The 22,060-nt window shown below is 41.4% G+C and carries 23 protein-coding genes; 16 read left to right on the forward strand and 7 right to left on the reverse strand.

All coding sequences use genetic code 11. The annotated features are described in order from the left end of the window. Positions 1-76: 76 nt before the first annotated feature. From hypB to MSI_RS06915, 12 genes are all read left to right on the forward strand, one after another. Positions 77-745, forward strand: coding sequence for a hydrogenase nickel incorporation protein HypB (gene hypB, locus MSI_RS06860; protein ID WP_009105141.1), 669 nt, complete (start codon positions 77-79; stop codon positions 743-745). Beyond that, a complete protein-coding gene (locus MSI_RS06865) occupies positions 733-3,450 on the forward strand; it encodes an FAD-dependent oxidoreductase (RefSeq protein ID WP_009105143.1) in 2,718 nt (905 codons plus the stop codon). Before hypB ends, MSI_RS06865 begins: the two co-directional genes overlap by 13 nt. A 99-nt stretch (positions 3,451-3,549) precedes the next feature. After that, positions 3,550-3,894: a hydrogenase maturation nickel metallochaperone HypA gene (locus tag MSI_RS06870; RefSeq protein WP_009105145.1), complete on the forward strand. Its 345-nt coding sequence runs from the start codon at positions 3,550-3,552 to the stop codon at positions 3,892-3,894. 46 nt (positions 3,895-3,940) lie between these two features. Then, positions 3,941-5,056 carry a DUF5692 family protein gene (locus tag MSI_RS06875; protein ID WP_009105148.1) on the forward strand — a complete coding sequence of 372 codons (1,116 nt, stop codon included), beginning with the start codon at positions 3,941-3,943 and terminating at the stop codon, positions 5,054-5,056. Position 5,057: 1 nt separating this feature from the next. Beyond that, positions 5,058-5,456 (forward strand): hypothetical protein, encoded by a 399-nt coding sequence (locus MSI_RS06880; RefSeq protein ID WP_009105149.1) that lies wholly within the window; start codon positions 5,058-5,060, stop codon positions 5,454-5,456. Continuing rightward, positions 5,456-5,737 carry a hypothetical protein gene (locus MSI_RS06885; protein WP_009105151.1) on the forward strand — a complete coding sequence of 94 codons (282 nt, stop codon included), beginning with the start codon at positions 5,456-5,458 and terminating at the stop codon, positions 5,735-5,737. Before MSI_RS06880 ends, MSI_RS06885 begins: the two co-directional genes overlap by 1 nt. Positions 5,738-6,053: 316 nt before the next feature. Next, positions 6,054-7,370 (forward strand): TolC family protein, encoded by a 1,317-nt coding sequence (locus tag MSI_RS13960; protein ID WP_192807744.1) that lies wholly within the window; start codon positions 6,054-6,056, stop codon positions 7,368-7,370. Beyond that, positions 7,367-8,473 (forward strand): efflux RND transporter periplasmic adaptor subunit, encoded by a 1,107-nt coding sequence (locus tag MSI_RS06895; protein ID WP_009105155.1) that lies wholly within the window; start codon positions 7,367-7,369, stop codon positions 8,471-8,473. Before MSI_RS13960 ends, MSI_RS06895 begins: the two co-directional genes overlap by 4 nt. Positions 8,474-8,559: 86 nt before the next feature. Further along, positions 8,560-9,282, forward strand: a complete 723-nt coding sequence (locus MSI_RS06900; RefSeq protein WP_009105157.1) for an ABC transporter ATP-binding protein — start codon at positions 8,560-8,562, stop codon at positions 9,280-9,282. Then, a complete protein-coding gene (locus MSI_RS06905; protein WP_009105159.1) occupies positions 9,282-10,469 on the forward strand; it encodes an ABC transporter permease in 1,188 nt (395 codons plus the stop codon). Before MSI_RS06900 ends, MSI_RS06905 begins: the two co-directional genes overlap by 1 nt. Positions 10,470-10,555: 86 nt before the next feature. Further along, complete coding sequence (locus MSI_RS06910) at positions 10,556-11,344, forward strand: HAD-IIB family hydrolase (protein ID WP_009105161.1); 789 nt, start codon at positions 10,556-10,558, stop codon at positions 11,342-11,344. 88 nt (positions 11,345-11,432) lie between these two features. After that, positions 11,433-11,999, forward strand: a complete 567-nt coding sequence (locus MSI_RS06915; protein WP_039924486.1) for a M48 family metallopeptidase — start codon at positions 11,433-11,435, stop codon at positions 11,997-11,999. Between the two features lie 4 nt (positions 12,000-12,003). On the opposite strand, the gene MSI_RS06920 is transcribed toward MSI_RS06915, so the two are convergent. Both MSI_RS06920 and MSI_RS06925 read right to left on the reverse strand, forming a co-directional pair. Continuing rightward, positions 12,004-12,480, reverse strand: a complete 477-nt coding sequence (locus tag MSI_RS06920) for a pyridoxamine 5'-phosphate oxidase family protein (protein ID WP_009105166.1) — start codon at positions 12,478-12,480, stop codon at positions 12,004-12,006. Between the two features lie 23 nt (positions 12,481-12,503). Continuing rightward, positions 12,504-12,929, reverse strand: a complete 426-nt coding sequence (locus MSI_RS06925) for an EamA family transporter (protein WP_009105169.1) — start codon at positions 12,927-12,929, stop codon at positions 12,504-12,506. Between the two features lie 490 nt (positions 12,930-13,419). Between MSI_RS06925 and MSI_RS06930 the strand changes: the two genes are divergently transcribed. Then, on the forward strand, positions 13,420-14,673 hold the full coding sequence (locus MSI_RS06930) for a phosphatidylserine decarboxylase (protein WP_009105171.1): 1,254 nt from the start codon (positions 13,420-13,422) through the stop codon (positions 14,671-14,673). Between the two features lie 52 nt (positions 14,674-14,725). Here MSI_RS06930 and cobI read toward each other — a convergent pair whose 3' ends face one another. Beyond that, positions 14,726-15,415: a precorrin-2 C(20)-methyltransferase gene (cobI, locus tag MSI_RS06935; RefSeq protein ID WP_009105173.1), complete on the reverse strand. Its 690-nt coding sequence runs from the start codon at positions 15,413-15,415 to the stop codon at positions 14,726-14,728. 69 nt (positions 15,416-15,484) lie between these two features. Here cobI and MSI_RS06940 point away from each other — a divergent pair, with 69 nt between their 5' ends. Then, the gene (locus MSI_RS06940; protein WP_009105175.1) at positions 15,485-15,856 is read left to right on the forward strand and encodes a RidA family protein; all 372 of its coding nucleotides are present in this window, start codon (positions 15,485-15,487) and stop codon (positions 15,854-15,856) included. A 2-nt stretch (positions 15,857-15,858) separates the two neighbouring features. On the opposite strand, the gene MSI_RS06945 is transcribed toward MSI_RS06940, so the two are convergent. Together MSI_RS06945 and MSI_RS06950 are read right to left on the reverse strand one after the other, a co-directional pair. Beyond that, a complete protein-coding gene (locus MSI_RS06945; protein ID WP_009105177.1) occupies positions 15,859-16,398 on the reverse strand; it encodes an NlpC/P60 family protein in 540 nt (179 codons plus the stop codon). Between the two features lie 272 nt (positions 16,399-16,670). Then, positions 16,671-17,132, reverse strand: a complete 462-nt coding sequence (locus tag MSI_RS06950; protein ID WP_009105179.1) for a DUF2798 domain-containing protein — start codon at positions 17,130-17,132, stop codon at positions 16,671-16,673. A gap of 226 nt (positions 17,133-17,358) precedes the next feature. On the opposite strand from MSI_RS06950, the gene MSI_RS06955 reads away from it, so the two are divergent. After that, positions 17,359-18,102 (forward strand): TraX family protein, encoded by a 744-nt coding sequence (locus MSI_RS06955; RefSeq protein ID WP_009105181.1) that lies wholly within the window; start codon positions 17,359-17,361, stop codon positions 18,100-18,102. 87 nt (positions 18,103-18,189) lie between these two features. Here the strand turns inward: MSI_RS06955 and MSI_RS13965 are convergent, their stop codons facing one another. Then, positions 18,190-19,863 carry a GGDEF domain-containing protein gene (locus tag MSI_RS13965; protein ID WP_009105183.1) on the reverse strand — a complete coding sequence of 558 codons (1,674 nt, stop codon included), beginning with the start codon at positions 19,861-19,863 and terminating at the stop codon, positions 18,190-18,192. 51 nt (positions 19,864-19,914) lie between these two features. Next, positions 19,915-20,808, reverse strand: coding sequence for a hypothetical protein (locus tag MSI_RS06965; RefSeq protein ID WP_009105186.1), 894 nt, complete (start codon positions 20,806-20,808; stop codon positions 19,915-19,917). Between the two features lie 165 nt (positions 20,809-20,973). Here MSI_RS06965 and MSI_RS06970 point away from each other — a divergent pair, with 165 nt between their 5' ends. After that, positions 20,974-21,888, forward strand: coding sequence for a hypothetical protein (locus MSI_RS06970; protein ID WP_039924489.1), 915 nt, complete (start codon positions 20,974-20,976; stop codon positions 21,886-21,888). Positions 21,889-22,060 lie beyond the last annotated feature (172 nt).

Genomic DNA, 22,060 nt, shown 5'->3' on the forward strand with positions numbered 1-22,060 from the left:
GTGTTATAATTCTATTTTGCTGATAGTAAGACTATCAAGTTAAAAGTATAAATATCATTTCAGGAAGAAAAAAAGTATGGCGGACGTTCGCGTTATTGAGGTTAAGGAAAATATCCTGGCCGACAACGACAAAGAAGCAGAAATTCTGCGTCAGAAACTCAAAAGCAAAAAGACCTTTTTAATGAATCTCATGTCTTCTCCGGGAAGCGGAAAAACTACAACTCTTATGCGCACGGTTGAAGCTCTTAAAGACAAAATCAAAATTGGAATTATGGAAGCAGATATTGATTCTTCCGTTGATGCCGAGACTATGGCAAAGGCGGGGGTAAAATCTATTCAGCTTCACACGGGCGGAATGTGCCACCTGGATGCGGCAATGACTGAGCAGGGACTGAATGAACTTGGCTCTGACGGGCTTGACCTTGTTGTGCTTGAAAATGTGGGCAATCTGATTTGTCCGGCTGAGTTCGACACTGGGGCTGCAAAAAACGTAATGATTCTTTCGGTTCCGGAAGGTCACGACAAACCGCTTAAGTATCCGCTGATGTTCAGCAAGGTGGATGCCCTTATTATCAATAAAATCGACGTACTTCCATATTTTGATTTTGATATGGAAAAAGTGCGTGAATATGTTCTTAAGCTTAATCCGGATGTAAAAATTTTCCCGATCAGTGCAAAGACCGGCGAGGGAGTTTGGGATTGGACAGAGTGGCTTGAAGGAGAAGTAAAAGCATGGCAGAAGTAAGACCGTTAATTTTACAGCTTGGTCAGAAAATTACGGACCGGCTTGGACGAAAAATAAACGAAAATGACCCGGAATACTGGGGTCTGAACGAAATTGTTACTGATGAGATGGCAGAAGTTGCTCTCAAGATGGATGTGAGAAAGCCTGTGACTTTGCCTCAGCTTGTTAAGAAGACTGGCAAAAGTGCGGAATATCTTGAGAAACTGATGATGGATATGGCTATGGCCGGCCTGATTGAGTACAACTGGGAAAATCCTAAGCACGAAAAGCAGTATATCCTTCCTATGTATGTTCCTGGAAGCGCCGAGTTTACAAATATGAATCAGAAGCAGCTGGAAGAGCATCCGAAACTGGGACGTTTTTTTGAGCGTATGTCTTTTGAGCCTTTGACTAAGGTTGTTCCTATGGTGCCGGAGGGGGGGGCGGGCATTGGTATGCACGTTATTCCGGTTGAAAAGGCCATTGAAGCGGAAAATCAGAGTGTCAGCGTGGAGCATATTTCTCACTGGCTTGATAAATATGAAGGAAAATATGCGGCTTCTCCTTGTTCCTGCCGTCTTAGCCGCCGTACTTTTGATGAAGGTTGTGCGGACGATCCTGAGGACTGGTGTATCGGCGTTGGCGATATGGCTGATTACCTTGTTGAGACTAAGCGCGGTCATTATGTTACCCGTGAAAAGGTAATGGAGATTTTGAAGCACGCTGAGGACAACGGTTTTGTTCATCAGATTACAAACATTGACGGCGAAAACAAGATTTTTGCAATCTGTAACTGTAACGTGAATGTCTGCTATGCTTTGCGAACTTCTCAGCTTTTTAATACGCCTAACTTGTCGCGCTCGGCTTATGTTGCCAGAACTGAAAGTGATAAGTGTGTTGCCTGCGGACGCTGTGTTGAATACTGCCCGGCTGGAGCGGTAAAGCTTGGTCAGAAGCTTTGTAAAAGAGACGGAAGTAAGGTTAAGTATCCTAAGCACATTCTGCCTGATAACCACAAGTGGAGCGAGAAAAACTGGGATATGAATTACCGCGATACCAACCGCACAAACTGTTATGCGACTGGTACTGCTCCTTGTAAAACTGCCTGCCCGGCTCACATTGGTATTCAGGGTTATTTGAAGATGGCCAGCGAAGGTCGTTACACTGAGGCGCTTGAGCTGATTAAAAAGGAAAATCCTTTCCCGGCTGTTTGCGGTCGAATCTGTAATAAGCGCTGCGAGTCGGCTTGTACCCGCGGTACCATCGACCAGGCTATTGCCATTGATGAAGTAAAGAAATTTATTGCCCAGAAAGACCTTGATGCTAAGGTTCGCTTTATTCCGAAAAAAGTTATTCCTTCTAACCGCGGCGAGTTTGAACAGAAGATTGCAATTATCGGTGGTGGTCCTGCAGGTTTGAGCTGTGCCTTCTACCTGGCTGAAAAGGGCTACCGTCCTACTGTTTTTGAGCGCAATAAGGTTGCAGGCGGTATGCTTGTCTATGGTATTCCAAGCTTTAAGCTTGAAAAAGACGTTGTTGCTGCAGAAATTGATGTGATGCGCGAAATGGGCGTTGAAATTAAAACCGGCGTAGAAGTTGGTAAGGATGTGACAATCCAGCAGCTTCGTGACCAGGGCTACAAGGCCTTCTATATTGCTATCGGATGTCAGGTCGGAAGAAAGGCTGGCGTTCCTGGTGAGGATGCGGCAGGCGTTATGACTGCAGTGGACTTCCTCCGAACTGTTGCTGATAACCACGATTATAAAGTTAGCGGAAAGACTGTTGTTGTTGGCGGCGGTAACGTTGCAATTGATGTCAGCCGTACAGCATGGCGCTGTGGTGGCACAGAAGTTCAGCAGTTCTGTCTTGAACAGCGCAACGAAATGCCTGCTACAGTAGAAGAGATTGAAGAAGCTGAAGAAGAAGGAATTAAGATTAACTGCGGCTGGGGTCCTAAAGAGATTCTGACTGAAGGCGGAAAGGTTCGAGGAATCGTATTCAAGAAGTGTCTTTCTGTAAAAGACGAAACAGGCCGCTTTAATCCTAAATATGATGAAAATGACACAATGACTGTCGAGTGCGAAAACGTATTCCTGTCTATTGGTCAGGCAATTGTCTGGGGCGATATGCTTGCCGGTACTAATGTTCAGCTTGGCCGCGGAAACGGCGTTGTTGCAGACGGCGTAACTTACCAGACTGCAGAGCCTGATATTTTTGCGGGCGGCGATGTTTACACAGGTCCAAAGTTTGCAATTGATGCTATTGCGGCTGGTAAAAAGGCAGCGGTATCAATTCACCGATTTGTTCAGCCTCATTCAAGCATGACAATTGGTCGTGATAAACGCGAATTTATTGAACTCAATAAAGAAGATATTTTTGTACAGGGCTATGATGATACTCCTCGTCAGGTTCCAGGCAAGAAAACTGCAAAAGAGGTTGGAAGCGACTTTAAGGAAACTAAGGTTTGCTTTACTGAAGAGCAGATTAAAAAAGAAACTGCCCGCTGTCTCAGCTGCGGTCAGAGCGTGGTTGATGAGAACAAGTGTATCGGCTGCGGTGTCTGCACGACAAAGTGTGCCTTTGATGCAATTCATCTGCACCGCGAGCACCCTAAGGCTAGCCGTATGATTCCAAGTGAAGATAAATTGAAGGCAATTCTGCCTAATATTTTGAAGCGGGAGATTAAGGTGCTTTTAAACCCTAATAGGAACTCTTTAGATAAGTAGAATGGGGGAGTTGCGGGGGCTTCCCCCGCTAGAAGGGGTAGCGTAAGACAGCTTGCTGGCTGAAGCGAGGGGAAGTCTTTCCCCTCCCCGAGAATGCACATGCACGAATTAGGAATTGTATTTCATGTAATTAAACGTCTCGAGCGGCTGTCGGAAGAACAGGGGCTTTCTCAAATCCAGAGTGTGACGCTGGAGCTTGGGGAAGTGAGCGGTGTAGTGCCGGATTTTCTGCTGGACGGCTGGAAGTGGGCGGTAAAAAAATCTCCGGTCATGGAAAGTGCCGCCCTCAAGATTGAGACTCTGCCGGCGGTGACGATTTGTAATGCCTGCGGGAAAACTTATCCTACGGTTGAAAACGGGAAAACTTGCCCGCATTGTAAGAGCGATGATACGGTTTTGCAATGCGGCAACGAGATGAATATAAAGGAAATAGAAGCGTGCTGATATCCGCCCGAAAGGGGAACTTTCCGGCACGCAAGGAGAATTCAAAATGTTGTTTCAACTTTATGGATCAACAGTAGCAACTCAGTTGCTTGGTTGGTGTTTAGTATTTTTAGGACTTATTCTTTTGAATGAGTTTGGTAGAACAAAGATTGGTGGACTCACTATTTTCTTTGTTGTTCCTGCTGCATTAACAGTTTACTTTATTGTAGCTGCAATCGGTAAGAATTCATTTGCAGCTGAATGGTATGTAATTAAGTATATGGGCGGATGGTTCCATTATGCTAAATTGTATGCCGCAACAATCGGATGTATTGGTTTTATTTTTCTTGCAAGAAAATGGACTGCACTTGGAAAGGCTGAATGGTTCAAATGCTGGCCATTTATTATAGTTGGTATCAATATTCTTATTGCTGTAGCTTCTGATTTTGAATCTGCTGTCAAAGGTGGAATCACTGGTGGCTGGTGGGTATCTAATGAAGGTGTATTCCTCTATGGTGGATGGTGGAACCTCCTCAACGGTATTGCCGGTATTATCAACATTGCCTGTATGACTGGCTGGTGGGGAATCTACTCTTCAAAGAAGGGAAGCCTTGAAAAGCAGGATATGCTCTGGCCTGATATGACCTGGATGTTCATTCTTGCTTATGACGTTTGGAACTTCGAATATACATACCTCAACCTGCCAACTCACTCTTGGTACTGCGGTCTTGCTCTTCTTCTTGCTCCTACCTTTGCCGCTAGCTTCTGGAATAAGGGTGGCTGGATTCAGAACCGCGCATTTACACTTTCAATCTGGTGTATGTTCGCTCAGGTTGTGCCATTCCAGCTGACAAGACCATTCTCTGTACTCCCTTCAGTTTATGGCGGAGCTCCACAGGACGGAACTGGTGCTCAGGCTTTGTATGATGCTTCTATGGCTATCTACAATAACCCTGCTCTTGCTAATAACGGTCCGGAAGTTCAGCAGGCCATCGCTAACATGGGAATTACTGCAGAGCCAAAAGCTCAGGGTGTAATTGCTGTTCTTGCTCTTGCTATCAACGTTCTTGTTCTTGCTGCAATCATTAAGAAGGCTTGCGCTACTAAGACAAATCCATATAAGAATGAGATTTGGGCTGGGACTAAAGATTTTGAAGAGGCTATGGAAAGAGCGGAGGCATAATATGGCATGTTTTACTGTACCATTGGCAGAGGCTGTAATTGTTTCTGCCGTAAAAGCTGTGGCTTTCAAACGAAATGCAGACAGCGTAATCAGCGAGTCTAAAAAAGAAAAGCTTGCTGAAATTAAAGAGAACATTAAGAATCTTGAAAAAATGCTTTACGGCGGAAGTTTTCTTCTTGCCATCGAGCATATTTACCACGGAGAGGTTGTTTTGTACCCGCCGTTTTTGACAGCAATGAACAATCCGGAAGATATTCCGGAGATGCTTCACGAAATGGCAACCGTTGGAGTTGGAATGGCTGTGCTTGTTACCGCAGTCTGGTGTGCAGCTGTCGGCGTAAGAGCCCTTTTCAGAAAACTATCAAAAAGAAGCGGCGCTGTGCTTCAGGGGGCACTCTGATGTGTTTGATTCTGACAATTTTAAGTGCAATTGTTTTTTCGCTGATTTATCTGCTGGGCGGAAAAAATACTAAAAACGCTGCCGCCCTCAAAACTACAACCCTTATGTTCTGGGCTGCCGCTTTGATGTGGAGTGTTGACGGCATTGCAAGCGTGCTTGGCGGCGAATCATTTTTTGATATCAGCATTGAAGATTCAATTCTTGGTGCAATTATCGTAGCTGCCGGCTGCGCTTTCTTTGGCCTGATTTCAATTCTGCATTTGAAAAAGGCTAAGAACTAGAGTTCGTTTAGAGCGATAAAATCCCGTCCGATTGGGCGGGATTTTTTTTTAGAAAGAGTGAAATTATTTCCATTCCAGCCGCATTTTGTAAGCTGCTTCAAAACAGCCGGTCTCTTCAATTTCTAGAAACTTTTGTTATGTATGTTTCGTTGTAAAATCTGGTTTGTTATATTTTTGTAATATGACAGAGAATTTTATGACGGGCAGACAAATCCTTTTTTCAAAGAAATCTTTTCTTTTTGGGCTATTGGCTCTTTTTTGTGTAAGGTCATTTTGTCTTTCAAAATATTCTACGACTGAACTTTTTTATTCCTATTTGAAAAATGACCCGGATCTTAAAAATTACATGCTGGAACTTGAAAAAGCAAAATTGGAATACGATGGAACCGCAATAGAGAAGGGTGTTGACCTGACTCTAAGTACTGGAACGGTTACCCTTAAAACTGCGGATGGTGGAACAAAACTTGAGGCAAAGCCAAGCCTTTCAGTCAGCATACCGGCGGCGAGCGGACTCACTTTAAGTGCCAGCGGGACTGAAACTGTTACAGAAAATTCTTCGAGTACAAAAGATCTTTCGCTCGCCGTCGGAATCAGCCTGATTTCAGAAGAGACTGCCCAGAGAAAGCTTGCACTGGAAAAAGCCCGCCGGTCTGTCCTGGAAGCAGAGCGCAATTTGAAGAATGAAGGTATTAACAGTGAAAATGAATTTTACTCTTATCTGAAAGATATTCTGGAAGAAAGCAGAGAGCTTGTGGAACTTCAGCTGACTCTTTACGATGACACGATTGATTTTGAGAAAAAAAAGGCTCAGGGCTATGCGGAAACTTCTTCAACTTACCGCCTTGCCCAGCTTAAGGTTGTCAGCGACGAGCATGATATAGAAACCGCCCGACGTGAACTTTTGCGCGACTACATGATTTTTTACAAGGAATGTGGTCTGGAATGCGATTTTACAGTTGAAACGGATTTTTTGTCTCTTGTTCCTGAGGATATTCAGACTGTGACTGCACTTGATATCGAAAGTTTTTCTCCTGATTCCTACGATGAAACCGAAGAAGCCATCTGGAATCATAAAATCAATAAAATGGAACGGGCTGCATCAAAAACTTTTACACTTGGACTTAGCGGCGGCTACACTTTTGACAATTCAAATACCGGAAGTGACACTGCTGATGCAGGGCTTTCTTCTACAATCGGCGGACTTAGTCTTTACGGCGGTGTCAGTCTTCCTGTGGACGGCAGTGCAAATCCTTCTTATACCGCGAGCGCAACCTTAAAGCCAAATACCTTCCGCAAGAATAAAATTACAAAAAAGAAGAATTCGGTGAGCGAAGAAATTGAGCTTCTGGCGATTGAAACTTCGCGGAAAAATCTTGGAACGACAATTCTTGCTTCAAAACAGACTCTTTCTGATATTCAATGGGAAAAAGAAAGCAACCGTCAGAATTACGAGATGTATGAAAAGCTTGAAAAAGAACTTGCTGTCTGGTATGAGCAGGGGCTGATTACCGAAAGTGAATATCTGAGTGCAAAAACTAATGCTCAGAAATATAAACTCAGCCTGGTAATCAATGATATAGAAATGATTATTTACAATGATGATGTTAGTGTTATGTTTACGGAGCAGTTATGAAAAAAATTAATTTAAAGAGATTCTTGAAAGGACGACTGAGCCGGCGGGTAAAAATTGCACTTTGTTCGGCAGGCGGATTAATTCTGATAATTTTGATTTTAGGCCTCCTGCGCGCCTTTGTAGCGTCACAAAAAAATGACAATACAACTTATCGCGTAAAAACAGAAACCTACGAAAATGTAATAGAGATTTCCGGCACAATTGAAGCAGCCCATGAGCAGACTCTTCAGGCTTTGAGCGATGGAACTGTTCTCGGAGTGTTTGTTGAAGCTGGGGATCAGGTAAAAAAAGGAGATATCATCATTCAGCTGGATGATACGACCGAGCAGTATAATCTTGCCAAGCAGGATTATGATATGGCAACCAAAAAGATTACAGGCTCTTCCAAAGAATTGAAGCTGATGGAAACCCAGCGGCTCAGCCTTGTTCAGAAAGTTGCAGACCGCAAGGTTGTTGCAACTTTTGACGGCCTGATTGCTGACCTTGATGTAAATGTGGGCGATTCACTTGAAGCAAAGGACGAGGTTGGAACTCTTGTAAACGTTGATTATCTTACCGCCGAAGTTGAGGTTGCAGAAACAGATGTGGGTAAGCTTAAGGTTGGGCAGAAGGTTTTGTTCACATTTCCTGCTTATACGGAAGGTACTGTTGAAGGCTATGTTGTCAGCTGGCCTGCGATCGGGGAGGTTACCAGCCGGGGAGCAACGGTTGTTAAGGCAAAAGTCCGCATAGATGATTATCCCAAGGAAATCTTGCCAAACTTTTCTTTTACCGGAAAAATTGAAATCAGTCCTACAGTTGAAAATCTTGTTGTAGAACGATATGCAGTTGCCTATGAAGATGGTCAGGCATATGTTGAACTTGCAAGAAGCGGCGAAAAGCGGAATGTTACTGTTCAGCGCTATGGAAGTGAATACGTAAAGATTGTTGAAGGTCTTAGCGGCGGTGAACTTTTAAAGCAGTTGACGGTACCTAAAAAATCTGGCTTTAAGCGGAATAAAAATAAAGGCGGAATGCCGAATGGTGGATTCCCGGGTGGTGATTTTGCTGGTCCTCCTCCGTCTGGTGGGGGAAGTGGTGGTGCTCCGGGTGGCGGGGTATGACGGTCGTAATGCTTTTTGAAATTTGCAATCTTTCGTACCGTCATTTAACTTCTACTTCGTAGAAGTTGTTGCAAGGAGTTGTAAAAATGAAAACTGTTGTCAGGCTTGAAAATGTCGTAAAAACATACTTTATGGGCGAAAACCAGGTTCATGCCCTGCAAGGGGTAAGTTTTAACATTGAGCAGGGGGAATTCATTTCGATTATGGGGCCTTCCGGTTCCGGAAAATCCACCTGCATGAATATGATTGGCTGCCTTGACCGCCCGACAAGCGGAATTGTTGAAATCAATGGAAAACTCACTGCAAAAATGACTGAAAAAGAGCTTGCCGCCCTTAGAAGTCATACCGTAGGCTTTATTTTTCAACAGTATCATCTGATTCCTTCAATGAATGTGCTGGAAAATGTAATGCTGCCCCTCAAATATCAGAAGGTTGAAAAATCAGAAAGAATTGAAAGGGCAAAAATTGCCCTGGAAGCTGTTGGTCTTACAGATCGTATAAAACACCGTCCTCACGAACTGAGTGGCGGACAAAAGCAGCGTGTCGCAATTGCGCGTGCAATGGTTACAAATCCCAAAATACTTCTGGCAGATGAACCTACCGGTGCACTGGACAGCGAAACGGGAAATCAGGTGATGGAACTCTTCAGAAAAATCAATGAAGAAAGTAAAACAACCGTAATTATTGTAACTCATGACCCAAGAATCGGGGCGGCTACAAAACGCTGCATTAAGATTTTGGACGGAAGACTTTGCGGCGGGGAAGAGGACTCTACGGGGAAAGGGAATCTTCCCGAGGCAGGTGTATAATGTGGGAAGATTTTCTTAATTCACTACAGAATTTCCGCCGCAATAAAACCCGTACCTTGCTTTCTCTTCTTGGCGTAATAATTGGTGTTGCAAGTGTTATCGTAATCACAAGTCTGGGAAAGGCTTCTACCAAAGAAGTAGAAAAGACCTTCGGCAGTGCAGGCCTTGATGTTGTCAGCATTTCATCAGGCTTTTTCCGTCGCCGCCGTGATGCTGTTACCCTTCAGTTTGACGAAAGTTTTAGGGAGAATATGTTTGAAAGCGTAAAAGATATCAAAAAAATCTGGTACAAAAACAGTCTTTCTACAACCATGACTTATGGAGAACTTTCTTCCACCGTCAGCTGCAGTGCCATAGAGCCGGGCTATCTTGAAATGTATAAGCTCAAGCTGGAAGCCGGCTCCTTTTTTACGGTCACCGACGATCAGGAGGGCCTTCAGAAAATCATTTTGAGCCACGATACGGCAGAAAGTTTTTTCCCTGCAGGCGATGCAGTCGGAAAAAAGGTGATTTTAGTAACAAACAATGTAACCTTCGGCTTTGAAATTACCGGAGTTCTTGCCGAGCAGACAACCGGAATGGAAAATTCCTCTGCCTATATTCCCCGCGGATTTTATTCAAAAAAAATTACGCCAAATCCTAAGGCGGCAACCGTTCTGGTTCAGGCAGCTTCGCCTCAAAAGGCAGTAGCTTTGACTTCAACTCTTTCGACCTACTGTACAAATCTTAGCGGAACGGAAGGTTCTGTAAGCGTGACAAGCATGCAGTCTATGCTGGAACAGATGAGTGAAATCACAAAAACCATGAGCATAATGCTGAGTGCCATTGCGGCAATTTCCCTTCTGGTAGGTGGAATCGGTATTATGAATATTATGATTGTAACGGTTACCGAGCGCAGGCAGGAAATCGGAATCAGAAAGGCTCTGGGAGCGGCCCCTTCGGATATCCGCCAGCAGTTCCTTGTGGAATCAGCAAGTATTACCCTGATTGGTGGTCTTGTAGGAATAGCGGCCGGAGTATTAGTGAGCCTCGCCGCCGAATACGTTCAGTCTCAGTCTTTTGTAATCAGCACAGGAGCCTGCATAATTGCCTTTTTCTTTTCGGTATTTGTGGGAATCTTCTTCGGACTGAATCCTGCCAGCCGGGCCGCAAAACTGGATCCTGTAATTGCATTGAGCGCAGAGTAGGCTTATCTTGTAACCGGGCAAGTTGCCATAAGGAAAAGTTACATGTTATCCTTTGCTGATTAAAGCACACATTTTCTGGAGATTTTATGGCAAAAAAACGATATTTATTCTTTGATATTGATGGAACTTTAGCCGCAGGGGGATACGGAAATACTTATATTCCTGAATCTACAAAACTGGCGCTCCAAAAACTTAGGGAAGCTGGGCATTTTTTGTGCATTGCAACCGGACGTGCGCAGGCAATGGCTGTTTCCTTTATGAAAGATCTTGGATTTGAAAATATGATTAGCGATGGCGGTTACGGACTTACGCTTAACGGAGAACTGATTGATATTACTCCTCTTCCAAAAGATAAAATGGTTAGCCTTATCCGCGAATGTCAAACTAAAAATATTCCCTGGGGAATTCAGGTTGATAATTCTGATACTCGTCTTGTTCCTGATGAACGATTTGAAGAAATTACCCATGACATTTATATGAAAAGCCACATCGTGCCTAATCTTAATCCTGAAGATTACGAGAAACTTTACAAGGCATATATTGTTTGCCCTTATCCGGAAGAATTTACAATTGAAGGTCTTAAAAACTTGCCCTGGTGCCGGTTTTTTAAGGAATATCTTTATGTTGAACCGGCTGATAAAGCCTTTGGAATTAACAAGATGCTGAATCATTTGGGGGCAAAAGCTGAGGATGCAGTTGTTTTTGGTGATGCTGCAAATGACCTTTCGATGTTCACAGATGACGGTTGGATAAAAGTTGCAATGGGAAACGCAATTCCAGAACTAAAAGCTAAAGCCGATTACGTTACTACTGACGTTGACAAAGACGGTATTTATAATGCCTGCGTTCACCTTGGCCTTTTTGCTTCTGTCTGAATATCTTCAACGAATATACAAAAGAAATTGGCTGGCTAAAGACAATCGCAGCTTTCGCAAATACTTTTGGTAGTACTCTATTAAGACAATGGAAATAACTTACGTAATCCAGAAATCCAGACGACGCTCAATGAGTATCCATGTGGCAGATGATAAAAAAGTCATCGTAAAAGTGCCGCTTGGAACTCCTAATTTTGTCGCTGAAAACTTCATCCGGGAAAAGAAAGACTGGATTATCAAGCAGATGTCAAAGGTAGAAAGGCAGACTGTACTCGCTGATTCCATGGGCCCGCTCACTGAAGAAGACATAAAACAGATTAAGAAAAAGGCGAAGAAAGTGATTCCCGAACGGGTAGAGCATTACGCGAAACTTGCTGGTATTTCTTATAAGCGCATCTTTATTCGACTTCAAAAGTCCCGCTGGGGAAGCTGTTCGCTAGACGGGAACCTCAATTTCAACTGCCTGCTTGTACTCATGCCACCGGAAGTTCTGGACAGCGTAGTAGTTCACGAACTCTGCCACCGTCGTCATATGAATCATTCCCGCGACTTCTACGATGAAGTACTGCGCATCTTTCCGGATTATAAACGCTGCAGCAAGTGGCTCAAACAGAACGGCGGCGTGTATTTTAAGAGGGTAGTGAAAGAGGAATAAATCTCTACGACTCATTCACCAGCTTGCCGGTCATGTGTTCGATTGTCAGGACAAAACACTGAACGCGGCTTAAGGCGTTGGCAAGTTCCTTTTCCAGATATTCTGGATCATCCGTAAACTTCTGAACCAGGTGAGTGCAGATTTCTTTTGCCTGTTCGATGTCAGTAATCAGTTCAATCTTACCAAAAGCGATAACACTGTTGATGTTCAGCGCCCATTCGCCTTCTTTCTTAAAGCCCTGATCCATAACACAGAAACTTGCCTTATTGCAGTTTTTGATTGCGTCAATTTTATGGCCTTCTTTTGCTCCGTGAAAATAAAGTTTTCCGTCTTTTTCATCATAGTAGTGACTGAGTGGAATACCGTAAGGATATCCGTCATCACCAATCAGAGAAAGGATTCCCCGTTTTTCAGATTTGAGAATTTCGATGCATTTTTCGTTTGGAATCTGCTGCTTGAATCTTCGCATTGGTCTGAACATTTTATACCTCCATCTTTTTATAATTACTTGTTTATAAAATAAAGTCCTACAAGGCAGATAATAATTCCTGCAATTTTCGAAACGCTTAACTGTTCTTTGTATAAAAAGAAGCCAACGAAAATCAGTACTGCCGCGAGCAATGTACTTGAAACAAGTGCAAGCGTATTTACTTTCCATCCGGCTTTGTAGGCGCAGATGAATCCGACTTCAAGACCTGTAATAACAATTCCAAGAATTATTGTTGCCCAGTTTGTCAGTGTGAAGTCTCTGAAGCTTGGCTGTCCTTTTGATGTGACGAGGAACATTACGAAAGAAAAAACAGATGCTACGGCATAAGTAACAGTCATCGAGGCGTATGTGTTCATCGCTTGTGGAATGCCTTTTGCGCAGATTTGATAAAGGGTGTTTGCTGTAACGATTAATAAGATTGGCCAGATGTATGAAAACATGATGGACAACTCCTTTTCAAGATTTCTTGTCCATCTTCTAAGACCTAACGATGAGACTGAATGCCCAAAGCATTCCTACCCGATGGCAGTAACGACAGAATATCAGAATTTGCCTGAATCATCAATTGACTTTTCATTTTGCGATACCATTTACACAGAACAAAGTTCCTTTTTCGTTTACTGAAACTTCGCTAAAAGCCAAAGAATGCTTCCTGCGATTCCCAAAAGAAAAAGTTTTCTGCTAGTTTTAATTTGTGAATTGATTAAAGGTTCCATTTTTTATCCCGTATGTTAGTGATAACTAACAATATAACAACGTTATAATATTGTCAATGCTATTCCAGAATCTCGCCGTCGCGGCTGATTACAACAACCTGCCTTACTGTTTAATGCCTGCTCCTATTACACAAAATATAAAAAAATTGCCTATACCATAATGCTGTAATAAAATAGTATCTGATAAATTCCCTACAACAATACGGAGGACTTTATGAAAAAGAAACTATTTGGGTTAGTTTTACTTTTTGTTGTGGTTTGCGGCATTTATGGCAAACCGGTGAAGAATTCAAAGAAACTTCCCCGGTCAGAAGCTTCTCTTGCTATGGAACAATATCTGACTTCAGATCCGGAACTTATGGCTATGATGGAAAAATCTATCAAGATGGCTCATGAAATAAATTCGGATCCAGAAACAAATCCTATTGATAATGTTGCTGAGCTTTATGATTTCCTGGATTGGGCTACAATCTGTATGCCTTGGAATGTTCTTACTGATATAAAACAGCCGACTTTATACGATCGTATTGATCAGAGTGTAGATTATCTTTGGTTTATTCTTGACCAGCCGCTGGATGAGCTTAAAGGACGCGGCTACTATTATCCGACTTTGCAGTACCATGAGCCGATTGCGACCTGGTGCCGGGAATATTCTGATGAATGGGGAAAATTTCTTTCTACAAAAGCCAGCTGGAATAATAAATATTATGAGCGCATAAAAAAAGATCCAAGCATGAATATGCAGTACGGCTGGTATGCAGACAAAAATGTTTGGAAAACTTTTAACGAATGGTTTTCCCGATACCTTATAGATCCTTCTGTCCGCCCGATTGCTGATTCTTTTGTTGTTGCACCTGCAGATTCAACACCTCAGGGAATCTGGAAGATTGATTCAAACGGCAATTTTATCCAGAAAGAAGGTCTCGTAATTAAATCAGCTGATTTTACTTCTGTTGCTCAGCTTATTGGCCCTGATTCTGCTTACAAAGACGCATTTAAAGGTGGAACTCTTACTCACACCTTCCTTGATGTGAATGACTATCACCGCTATCACTTTCCTGTAAGCGGAACCATAAAAGAAGTTCGTAAAATCAAGGCTGTAAATGGAGCTGGTGGAATTACTGAGTGGGATGCAAAGAACAAGCGTTATGTTCTTATTGATGCAATTCCAGGCTGGCAGATGATTGAAACCCGCGACTGCGTAATTATTGATACGGAAGAATATGGACTTGTCGCAGTTCTGCCTATTGGAATGTCTCAGATTTGTTCCTGCAACTGGGAAGATTCTGTAAAAGTTGGAGCGAAGGTCAAAAAAGGTGACCCGATGGGATATTTTCTCTTTGGTGGAAGCGACATCGTAATGGTATTCCAGTCATCGGTAAATCTTTCCCTTGTCTGTCCGGAAGACGGTCAGGGCGGATATCAGCATATCCTTATGGGTCAGTCTTACGCAAAGGTGGAAAAGTAAGTCTGTTCAAGGACTTTCCATATGAACATCGAATAGGGGCGGGCAACCGCCCTTAATCATTTTTCTTCACAATCACGACGGTAAGATAAAGTTTTTCATCCAACTCTTCGGGGGACCTCATTATTTTTTCATTTTCAAAACCGCAGTTTGATACTGCACCAAATTCTCTTATCTGAGCTTTATGAGAAATAAGAAAATCCTTTAGTTTTGAAAGATTTTTTCCACTTTTCATAAAGACAAGAGTTCCCGACAGCAAAAAAATCTTTTCCAGGTCATCTGTATCAGGGATTATGTGAATCTGCTCGTTTTCCAAAGCAAGACTCATGCCAAGTTTTGCGGCAACAGCGCAGAAGGAAGGAATACCGGCTATAATCTGAGTTTTGAAGCCATTCTTTTCAACCAGTTCTTTTATGTAAAAGAAAGTTGAATAAAGGGAAGGATCTCCAATTGTCAGGAATGCTACGTTTTTTTCTTTTAAATCATCACATATCATTCCGGCGCATTTTTCCCAGGCCTGTGCTAAAGACTTTTCATCTTTTGTCATGGGAAAATCGCAGAAACAGAGCTTCTTTGTCTCAAGTTCATTTAAATATGAGTTTACAATCTGATAGGCTCGGCAATCATCCCGTGATTTATTCGGAAAGAAAATCACATCACATTTTTTGATTGTTTCGAGCGCGCTTATTGAAAGCCCGGAAGAAGTCCCGATTCCGACACCTATGCCATATAGTATTCCCTTCATTGACTGTATTTCCTCTTCTTTGTATTATAATCCCATCTTTTTAATAGGTAAATAATTGGAGATAGAATCATGAATATCATTTCAACAAAAGAAGCGCCTGCTGCAATCGGGCCATATTCACAGGCAATTGTAACAGGAAATTTGATTTATACTTCAGGCCAGATTCCAATCAATCCAGCAAACGGAAATATTGAAGCTACTGACATCGCCGGTCAGACAGAGCAGGTTATTAAAAACCTCAAGGCTGTGATTGAGGCTGCCGGTTCATCACTGGATAGAGTAGTGAAGACCACCTGCTTCCTTCAGCACATTCAGGATTTTGCAACCTTCAATTCTGTATATGAAAAATACTTCACAGTAAAGCCTGCCCGAAGCTGCGTAGAAGTTGCCGCCCTGCCAAAAGGCGCACTGGTTGAAATTGAAGTGATTGCGGAAAAGTAAATTTAGTATTTGATTTTCATTATGCCAAAGGCTTTGAATTTTTTACTATCGGTTGGGTAATGTCGCTCTGTAACTCCGTTTACAGTTCCATTATCCGTACTGTCGATAAAGTATATTTCTCCGGCTTCTTCACGGTCGAAAATGGCAATGTGGGTTACTTTATCGGAATTCTCTTCACCCATAAATATTAAATCACCCTGTTCTGGAGATACTATTAGCTCAGAGGCATGTTCATAAATGTATGCCGAAGACATATCATTTTCAATGAGCAGGTATTTTGTATCAACAAGGGCATACTTATAGCACATAACTACAAGTCCTGAGCAGTCGATTTTGATTGCAGCCCGCACTGGAGTTTGTCCGCCCCATTCGTATTCAGTATCAGAATCCCGGTATAGTTCTGCAAACCGAAAAGCACGAACTCTTATGTCTTTTGTTGCAGTAATAATGGTATAAGAGCGAGATGTGTCGTTTGAGTCCATCTGACAAGAAATAATAGAAAGTAAAAATATCGGAATAATGAATACCAGAGCTTTTTTCATACTAATTAGAATAAAGCATTCTTTTATAAAAGTAAAAAAATCGATTTCATTTGGAAGTAATTTCAGAAAGGTTTAACTGCGCTAAGGATTGTAGGGGTAAGCCGTAAGGCTTATTCCGAAGCAAAGCGGAGGAATGGAGCCGAGAGGCGGAACCCCGAAAAGCCTGACCTGGCAAGGTCGCAACTTGTCGTGAAAACTTCCGGATTGACCGAACCTTGCCTTAACTCCGCAAGGCGGAGTTGCAGGAATTTAGGTCCTTGCCGGGGAGCGCCCTAATTTTTAAAAATCAATCCGAAAATTGTACGAACAAGAGGGCCTGCAAACAGAAGCTGCCAGAAGGTTGCCATTGGATAATTCAAAGCGGTTGTCTGAAGCCAGATGGAAACCATTTCTTTCTGGAAGCCGCCCTTGAAAAGGATGGTTGCGGTAAGGCTCATAAGAGGGCACATGAGCCAGATTGAACAGATTGAAATTGAAAGGATGATGAAAACCGGATTTGTGATTTCCGCATTAAACTTTGAAAAAGTGATTTTTTTGGCGATTGGACCTACAATGAAGAAATCAAGGACGAAAGCGACTGGGGCCATAATCGGAAGTTCATGAAAAGCCAGCAAAAATACAGAATTAGTCATTCCGCCTGTAGCGAGTGCAATGTTGTAGCAAATCATTGCATAAACCATAACAAATACCATCAGAATGGTAAAAAGAATTTCCTGTCCCAAAGATTTTGGCATACGAAACTCCAGAATATAAATGTGATTGCATTATAACTGCGCAAAGACCTTGCACATGAGCATAGAAAGGCGCGGATATCCGCTCTTAATAAGATTAGGCAATCTATTGAAAAGTGGGATTATATTAGCAGATTTTAAAAGTTTGTGTAATACGTGAGCAAATATTTATTTGGGGGAGTTTTTAATATAGAAAGATAGTTATATAATAGAAGGAAAAAGGAAAAAAATGGAAAAGGGTCTGACTGGAAATAAATTAAAAGTTATTGCAATTCTTTCTATGACGCTGGATCATGTGATAAGCGTGCTTTTTCCGAATTATCCGACGGACTGGTGGATTATTTTGCTTCATATTCTGGGGCGGCTGGCTGCACCGATTTTCTGGTATATGGTTGCAGAGGGCTATCATTATACGCACGACCTGAAAAAATATCTCTTAAGGCTTTTTATTTTTTCTGTAATTGGACATTTTGCCTACAATTTTGCTTTTGGAATTCCTTTTATTCCTTTTAAAACCAGCTGCTTTAATCAGACCAGCGTAATCTGGCCGCTTTTTCTTGGAGTTCTGGGGTTGCATATTTCGAATAGCGAAAATTTGAAGCAGTGGCAGAAGATCATTCTGGTATTTGTACTTGCGGCTCTGGCTTTTCCGTCTGACTGGTCGAGTCCGGCCTTTCTTGTGATTTTGTATTTTGGAGCTAATCGCGGGAATTTCAAAAAGCAGATGCTGATGATGCTTTTGTGGATTGCAGTTTATGCGACGGTTTATGTTATTTTTATCAATCCGATTTACGGAATTATTCAGATGGGGGTAGCCCTGACAATTCCTTTGCTGAAAAATTACAACGGCCAGCGCGGCTCTTTCAAAGGAATGAAATATTTCTTCTACTGGTATTATCCGGCTCACCTTGTAATTTGTGGAATCATAAGAATCCTTGTACACGGAAATATTGGAGTTATGATTGGCGGGTGATAGAAAGGAAAGCTGGACTTCTTTGTATTAAGAAGAAGTTATGAGCTGGTGGCAGTGAAGAAATAGGGGACGAAAGCCACCGCATTATTAAATATCAGGAATGGGATTTCTGATATCAAGACGGCGCTCGGCAAGATATTGGGTGCCGTCTTTTCTGTAGGCGGTAAAGTTTTTTCCTTTTTGTTTTGCGACATACATATTTTCGTCAGCTTCTTTTATAGAATCTGGCATTTCAAAACCAAGACCAAAACTTGCCGTAACATGAACGTCATAACGCCATTTAAGGCAGGAAATTTCATTTCTTATATATTCCGAAAGTCTTACTGCATGCTCCAAATCAAAATGTTCAAGAATTATGACCATCTCTTCACCACCATAACGGTAGCACTTAACATTATGACTTTCATTTTTAATAAGAATTGAAGCAACGGTTCTTAAAACTTCATCACCAAAATCATGACCAAAAGTATCATTTAATTTTTTAAAGTTATCGATATCAATCATAATTGCGGAATAACGTTTTTCACTTGAAGCAAGTTTTCCCACTCTTATATTCAAAGCCCTGCGATTGCGAAGTTTTGTAAGACCATCCACCTGGGTTTCGCTGTAGACTACAACCAGAAGTAAAATCAACACAAGGAAAATTATAATAAAAATGATGACGGACTGTAAAAAATACCGTCTTGCACTTTCCTTTTCTGCCGTGTATCTGAGATTTTCTACAGAGCTATAAAGATTTTTTGCCGTCACGCCCGTATAATCATCAAGATAAGTCTGTACAAGAATTTCAGAATTTACAGCCAGCTCATTAGTAAGTTCCGTTCGTTCCTTAACCATAGAAGGTGGAAGTGCTGCCAAAACTTCCTTTGTGAGAAGCGTTGTTTTCATAATAAAGTTATATTTTCGAGCAACTAAGCCGTATTCTTTGTTGAATTCCAGAGCTTTTTTGTAATCGTGATTAGCAAGCGCCCAAAGAGTTTTTACTCTCCAGGCAGGAAGAAGAAAATCATAAACTGTAAGGTGAGAAAGTTCTTCGTCCTTAGAAAAATATTTATTCAAAGTCTCTTCTGCAAGCTGATAAGCTTCGTCTGCTTTTCCCTGTATCATAAGAATATATGCTTTAAAGCAAAGTGCCCGGCGGAGTGCATGCATTCCAAAGAAATAATCATTCTGCATCATAATATTAGCATCTTCCACCATCTGCTTCTGAATTTTCAAAGCATTTTTGTAATCCTTTTTATCAAGAAGATAACGTCCATAAGAATGAAGAGCCTGATCTTTAATAGGAATATCTTCTATTTCATAAAAGTTTTTTAACTGATATGCCGTTAGTATAGTTTCAAAACCTGATTTATCAGCACCAATGCTCAAATAATATTGCGAAAGAAGTGAATAAAGATAAATTACCTGTTCTATATCGCCAATCTGTTCACAGTAAAAAATTGCATAACTTACACTGTTAAAAAAGTCTGAAAGCTGACTGCGGTAATAATAATCAATCGAAATTTGAGTGTAGATATAAGCCTTCTGCTTCATGCTCAAAGACTTGAATTTTAATGCAGGAAGAAGAAGTTTTGAGCCGTCAGGGCGCTCTTCCCGGTGAGTTTCAATATAATCGTTAATAGTATTGATTTTTCTCTGATTTACAATTTCCATAATTGTTCCGTAAATTCTTGCTCCAAATAAAAGCGCCAGATTCAAAACAACAAGAGAAATAATTGTCATATAAAGCTTATGATTTACAATCCGCTTTAAATTCATATATTTAGTTTACTCTAGTTTTTAAATATTCACCAATTTATTTTATTCTATTTAGAACAAATCCAGCATAGAATCCAGGTAGATGGCTTCACGAACCTGGAGCTGATATTCCGGCTTTGTCATATAATATAGAAGAAATTCGAGTACAATTGCACTTCCAAGACCACGACCTTCTAGCTTGAAGTTTGTGAAACCCATTGGTAAATAAGTATTTTGAATATCCTGAAAACCGATGAAGGCCGGGTTCTTCATCGCAAGTGAGAAGCGGTAGCCGCCTGCAGCATCAGGGGAAGAACATTTATGGTCGGCAACTCCCTGTCCTAGATTTTTACGGCTTACATTCTCGTAGCAAACTTTACGATTTTTACAGTCATAGTCACAACATTCATTGCAGAGAAATTCTACTTTGTCTTTTTTATCCTGGGGTAGGGAGGCCAATCTGTCAAAAGCTTTGTTCAGCCTGAAGTCGGGAACTACGTAAGCAAAGTCCGGTCTATTTAATTCTGTCTGAAGGTCATAAAAATCTGTAAGCACTTTTGTAGTAGATGAAACAAGATAAAGCTCTGGATATTTTGATTTGAGATAGTTTACAAGTAAATCTGAATGAACAATTACACCGCTTTTTACTTCGGTTTTTGAAAACTTCTTACAAAGTTCATTACATTTTCTGTCAGAAAGATGTTCTTCCTGCAATAAGGAATTGCTGAACGTCAGTCTGGCAGATATGCGGAATTCATTTACAAGTTTAAATACATCATCTACATTTGCATCAGAAAAGGCAGCCCTGCCTCCGCCCCAGAGACAATCAGATGGCGCACCATAAATAGAGCCAATATCGCACCACTCATAAAACCAGTCCCGATGTTCCCGATACAAAGGCAGGAAGATTTTGTACAGTTCGTAAAATTCAAAAAGGCCTGGCAGATGATAATGGGCGATATTCATACTTTGTATAATAGTTTTATGCTTCTATTTTAACAATGCTGTAAGTTGGGTAATTTCTAAATTCAAGTACTACTTTAATGCTCTTCAAACCGTTTAGAATTATAATTTCCATTAGGTAACGAATATGAAGATTTTAATAATTCCAGATGTTCACGGTTCTCATGAGTGGGAAGAGGCAAAAAACTTCCAGTAAGTGCTTATGATTATGCTGTTTTTCTTGGGGATTATTTTGATTCCTGGGAAAATGAATGGCCGGATCAGGGAGAAAACTTTAAAGCTATTTGTGATTTTGTTCGGGAAGATACAGTTCACAGAAAACTTCTCCTGGGGAATCATGACTGGAGTTATCTGAGTAAGACTCCACATGGGGCTGGTGTGTCTGGTCATCAGATTAGTCATATTGATGAAATCAGAAAACTGCTTACAGAGAATCGTGACATTCTTGATATTGCTTTTGAATGTGAAGCAAACTGTCCGGGTGGTCGGCTTGTGTTTTCCCATGCCGGATTCTCGCGAACCTGGGTGAAGTCGATTCTAAATGTTTTTGGTATTCTGGAAAATCATTGGTCGCTTTCGTTTTTGAATGAGCAGTGGCATATGCTTTCCTTAAATCCTCATAGTGAAGGCTTTAATTTTGCTTTTGAAGAGCTTCTGGACTGGTATGGATTTTTCAGCGGGTCGGGAAATGAAATAACTCAAGGCCCATTATGGATTCGTCCTGAAGCTTTGCTCAAGGATGCCTTTTACGAAACTCAGATTGTTGGACATACCGAATACTGCCTTGGTGATTTTGCAGTTTTGCGGGACAAGGATATCAACTTGAACCGTATGAATACTGTAATTGTTGCTGATTCAAATTCTCACCTTATTTTTGATGTAATTGATACAGAGAATCTGCCAGGTGAGACGATTTCCCTTTTGGAATTTAACAAATTTTACAAGCGGACTCTCAAACAGATTAACGATATCAAATCTCAGGAATTTGCAAAGATGGATTATTCAAAAGAAAGTGCAATGGTACAACTGACCACTGCCTTCGGTGAGAAGTTCGCCGAGAGATACTACAGGATGTTTTTCTGAATTAGGAGCAACACCAAACGGTTTTACAAATTCTCTGCAGAAATAATTTATATCTTCATCCACAAAAAAAGTTTGTTCGAACAAACTTTTAAATTTAAATAATACTTTTTACTTAAAATTACAGATTTCTTTGATTAAAAATAAGGTATTTAACGCACTTGTAACCACTGGC

It is taken from the genome of Treponema sp. JC4, from assembly GCF_000260795.1.
GTDB lineage: Bacteria > Spirochaetota > Spirochaetia > Treponematales > Treponemataceae > Treponema_D.

Coding starts and splice junctions, on each gene's coding strand:
- MSI_RS06905 (WP_009105159.1), top strand. CDS start 9,282: ATGTGGGAAGATTTTCTTAATTCACTACAGAATTTCCGCCGCAATAAA.
- MSI_RS06885 (WP_009105151.1), top strand. CDS start 5,456: ATGTGTTTGATTCTGACAATTTTAAGTGCAATTGTTTTTTCGCTGATT.
- MSI_RS06875 (WP_009105148.1), top strand. CDS start 3,941: ATGTTGTTTCAACTTTATGGATCAACAGTAGCAACTCAGTTGCTTGGT.
- MSI_RS06950 (WP_009105179.1), bottom strand. CDS start 17,132: ATGCCAAAATCTTTGGGACAGGAAATTCTTTTTACCATTCTGATGGTA.
- MSI_RS06930 (WP_009105171.1), top strand. CDS start 13,420: ATGAAAAAGAAACTATTTGGGTTAGTTTTACTTTTTGTTGTGGTTTGC.
- MSI_RS06910 (WP_009105161.1), top strand. CDS start 10,556: ATGGCAAAAAAACGATATTTATTCTTTGATATTGATGGAACTTTAGCC.
- hypB (WP_009105141.1), top strand. CDS start 77: ATGGCGGACGTTCGCGTTATTGAGGTTAAGGAAAATATCCTGGCCGAC.
- MSI_RS06900 (WP_009105157.1), top strand. CDS start 8,560: ATGAAAACTGTTGTCAGGCTTGAAAATGTCGTAAAAACATACTTTATG.
- MSI_RS06925 (WP_009105169.1), bottom strand. CDS start 12,929: ATGTTTTCATACATCTGGCCAATCTTATTAATCGTTACAGCAAACACC.
- MSI_RS06880 (WP_009105149.1), top strand. CDS start 5,058: ATGGCATGTTTTACTGTACCATTGGCAGAGGCTGTAATTGTTTCTGCC.
- MSI_RS06965 (WP_009105186.1), bottom strand. CDS start 20,808: ATGAATATCGCCCATTATCATCTGCCAGGCCTTTTTGAATTTTACGAA.
- MSI_RS06940 (WP_009105175.1), top strand. CDS start 15,485: ATGAATATCATTTCAACAAAAGAAGCGCCTGCTGCAATCGGGCCATAT.
- MSI_RS13965 (WP_009105183.1), bottom strand. CDS start 19,863: ATGAATTTAAAGCGGATTGTAAATCATAAGCTTTATATGACAATTATT.
- MSI_RS06915 (WP_039924486.1), top strand. CDS start 11,433: ATGGAAATAACTTACGTAATCCAGAAATCCAGACGACGCTCAATGAGT.
- MSI_RS06895 (WP_009105155.1), top strand. CDS start 7,367: ATGAAAAAAATTAATTTAAAGAGATTCTTGAAAGGACGACTGAGCCGG.
- MSI_RS06945 (WP_009105177.1), bottom strand. CDS start 16,398: ATGAAAAAAGCTCTGGTATTCATTATTCCGATATTTTTACTTTCTATT.
- cobI (WP_009105173.1), bottom strand. CDS start 15,415: ATGAAGGGAATACTATATGGCATAGGTGTCGGAATCGGGACTTCTTCC.
- MSI_RS06870 (WP_009105145.1), top strand. CDS start 3,550: ATGCACGAATTAGGAATTGTATTTCATGTAATTAAACGTCTCGAGCGG.
- MSI_RS06955 (WP_009105181.1), top strand. CDS start 17,359: ATGGAAAAGGGTCTGACTGGAAATAAATTAAAAGTTATTGCAATTCTT.
- MSI_RS06920 (WP_009105166.1), bottom strand. CDS start 12,480: ATGTTCAGACCAATGCGAAGATTCAAGCAGCAGATTCCAAACGAAAAA.
- MSI_RS06865 (WP_009105143.1), top strand. CDS start 733: ATGGCAGAAGTAAGACCGTTAATTTTACAGCTTGGTCAGAAAATTACG.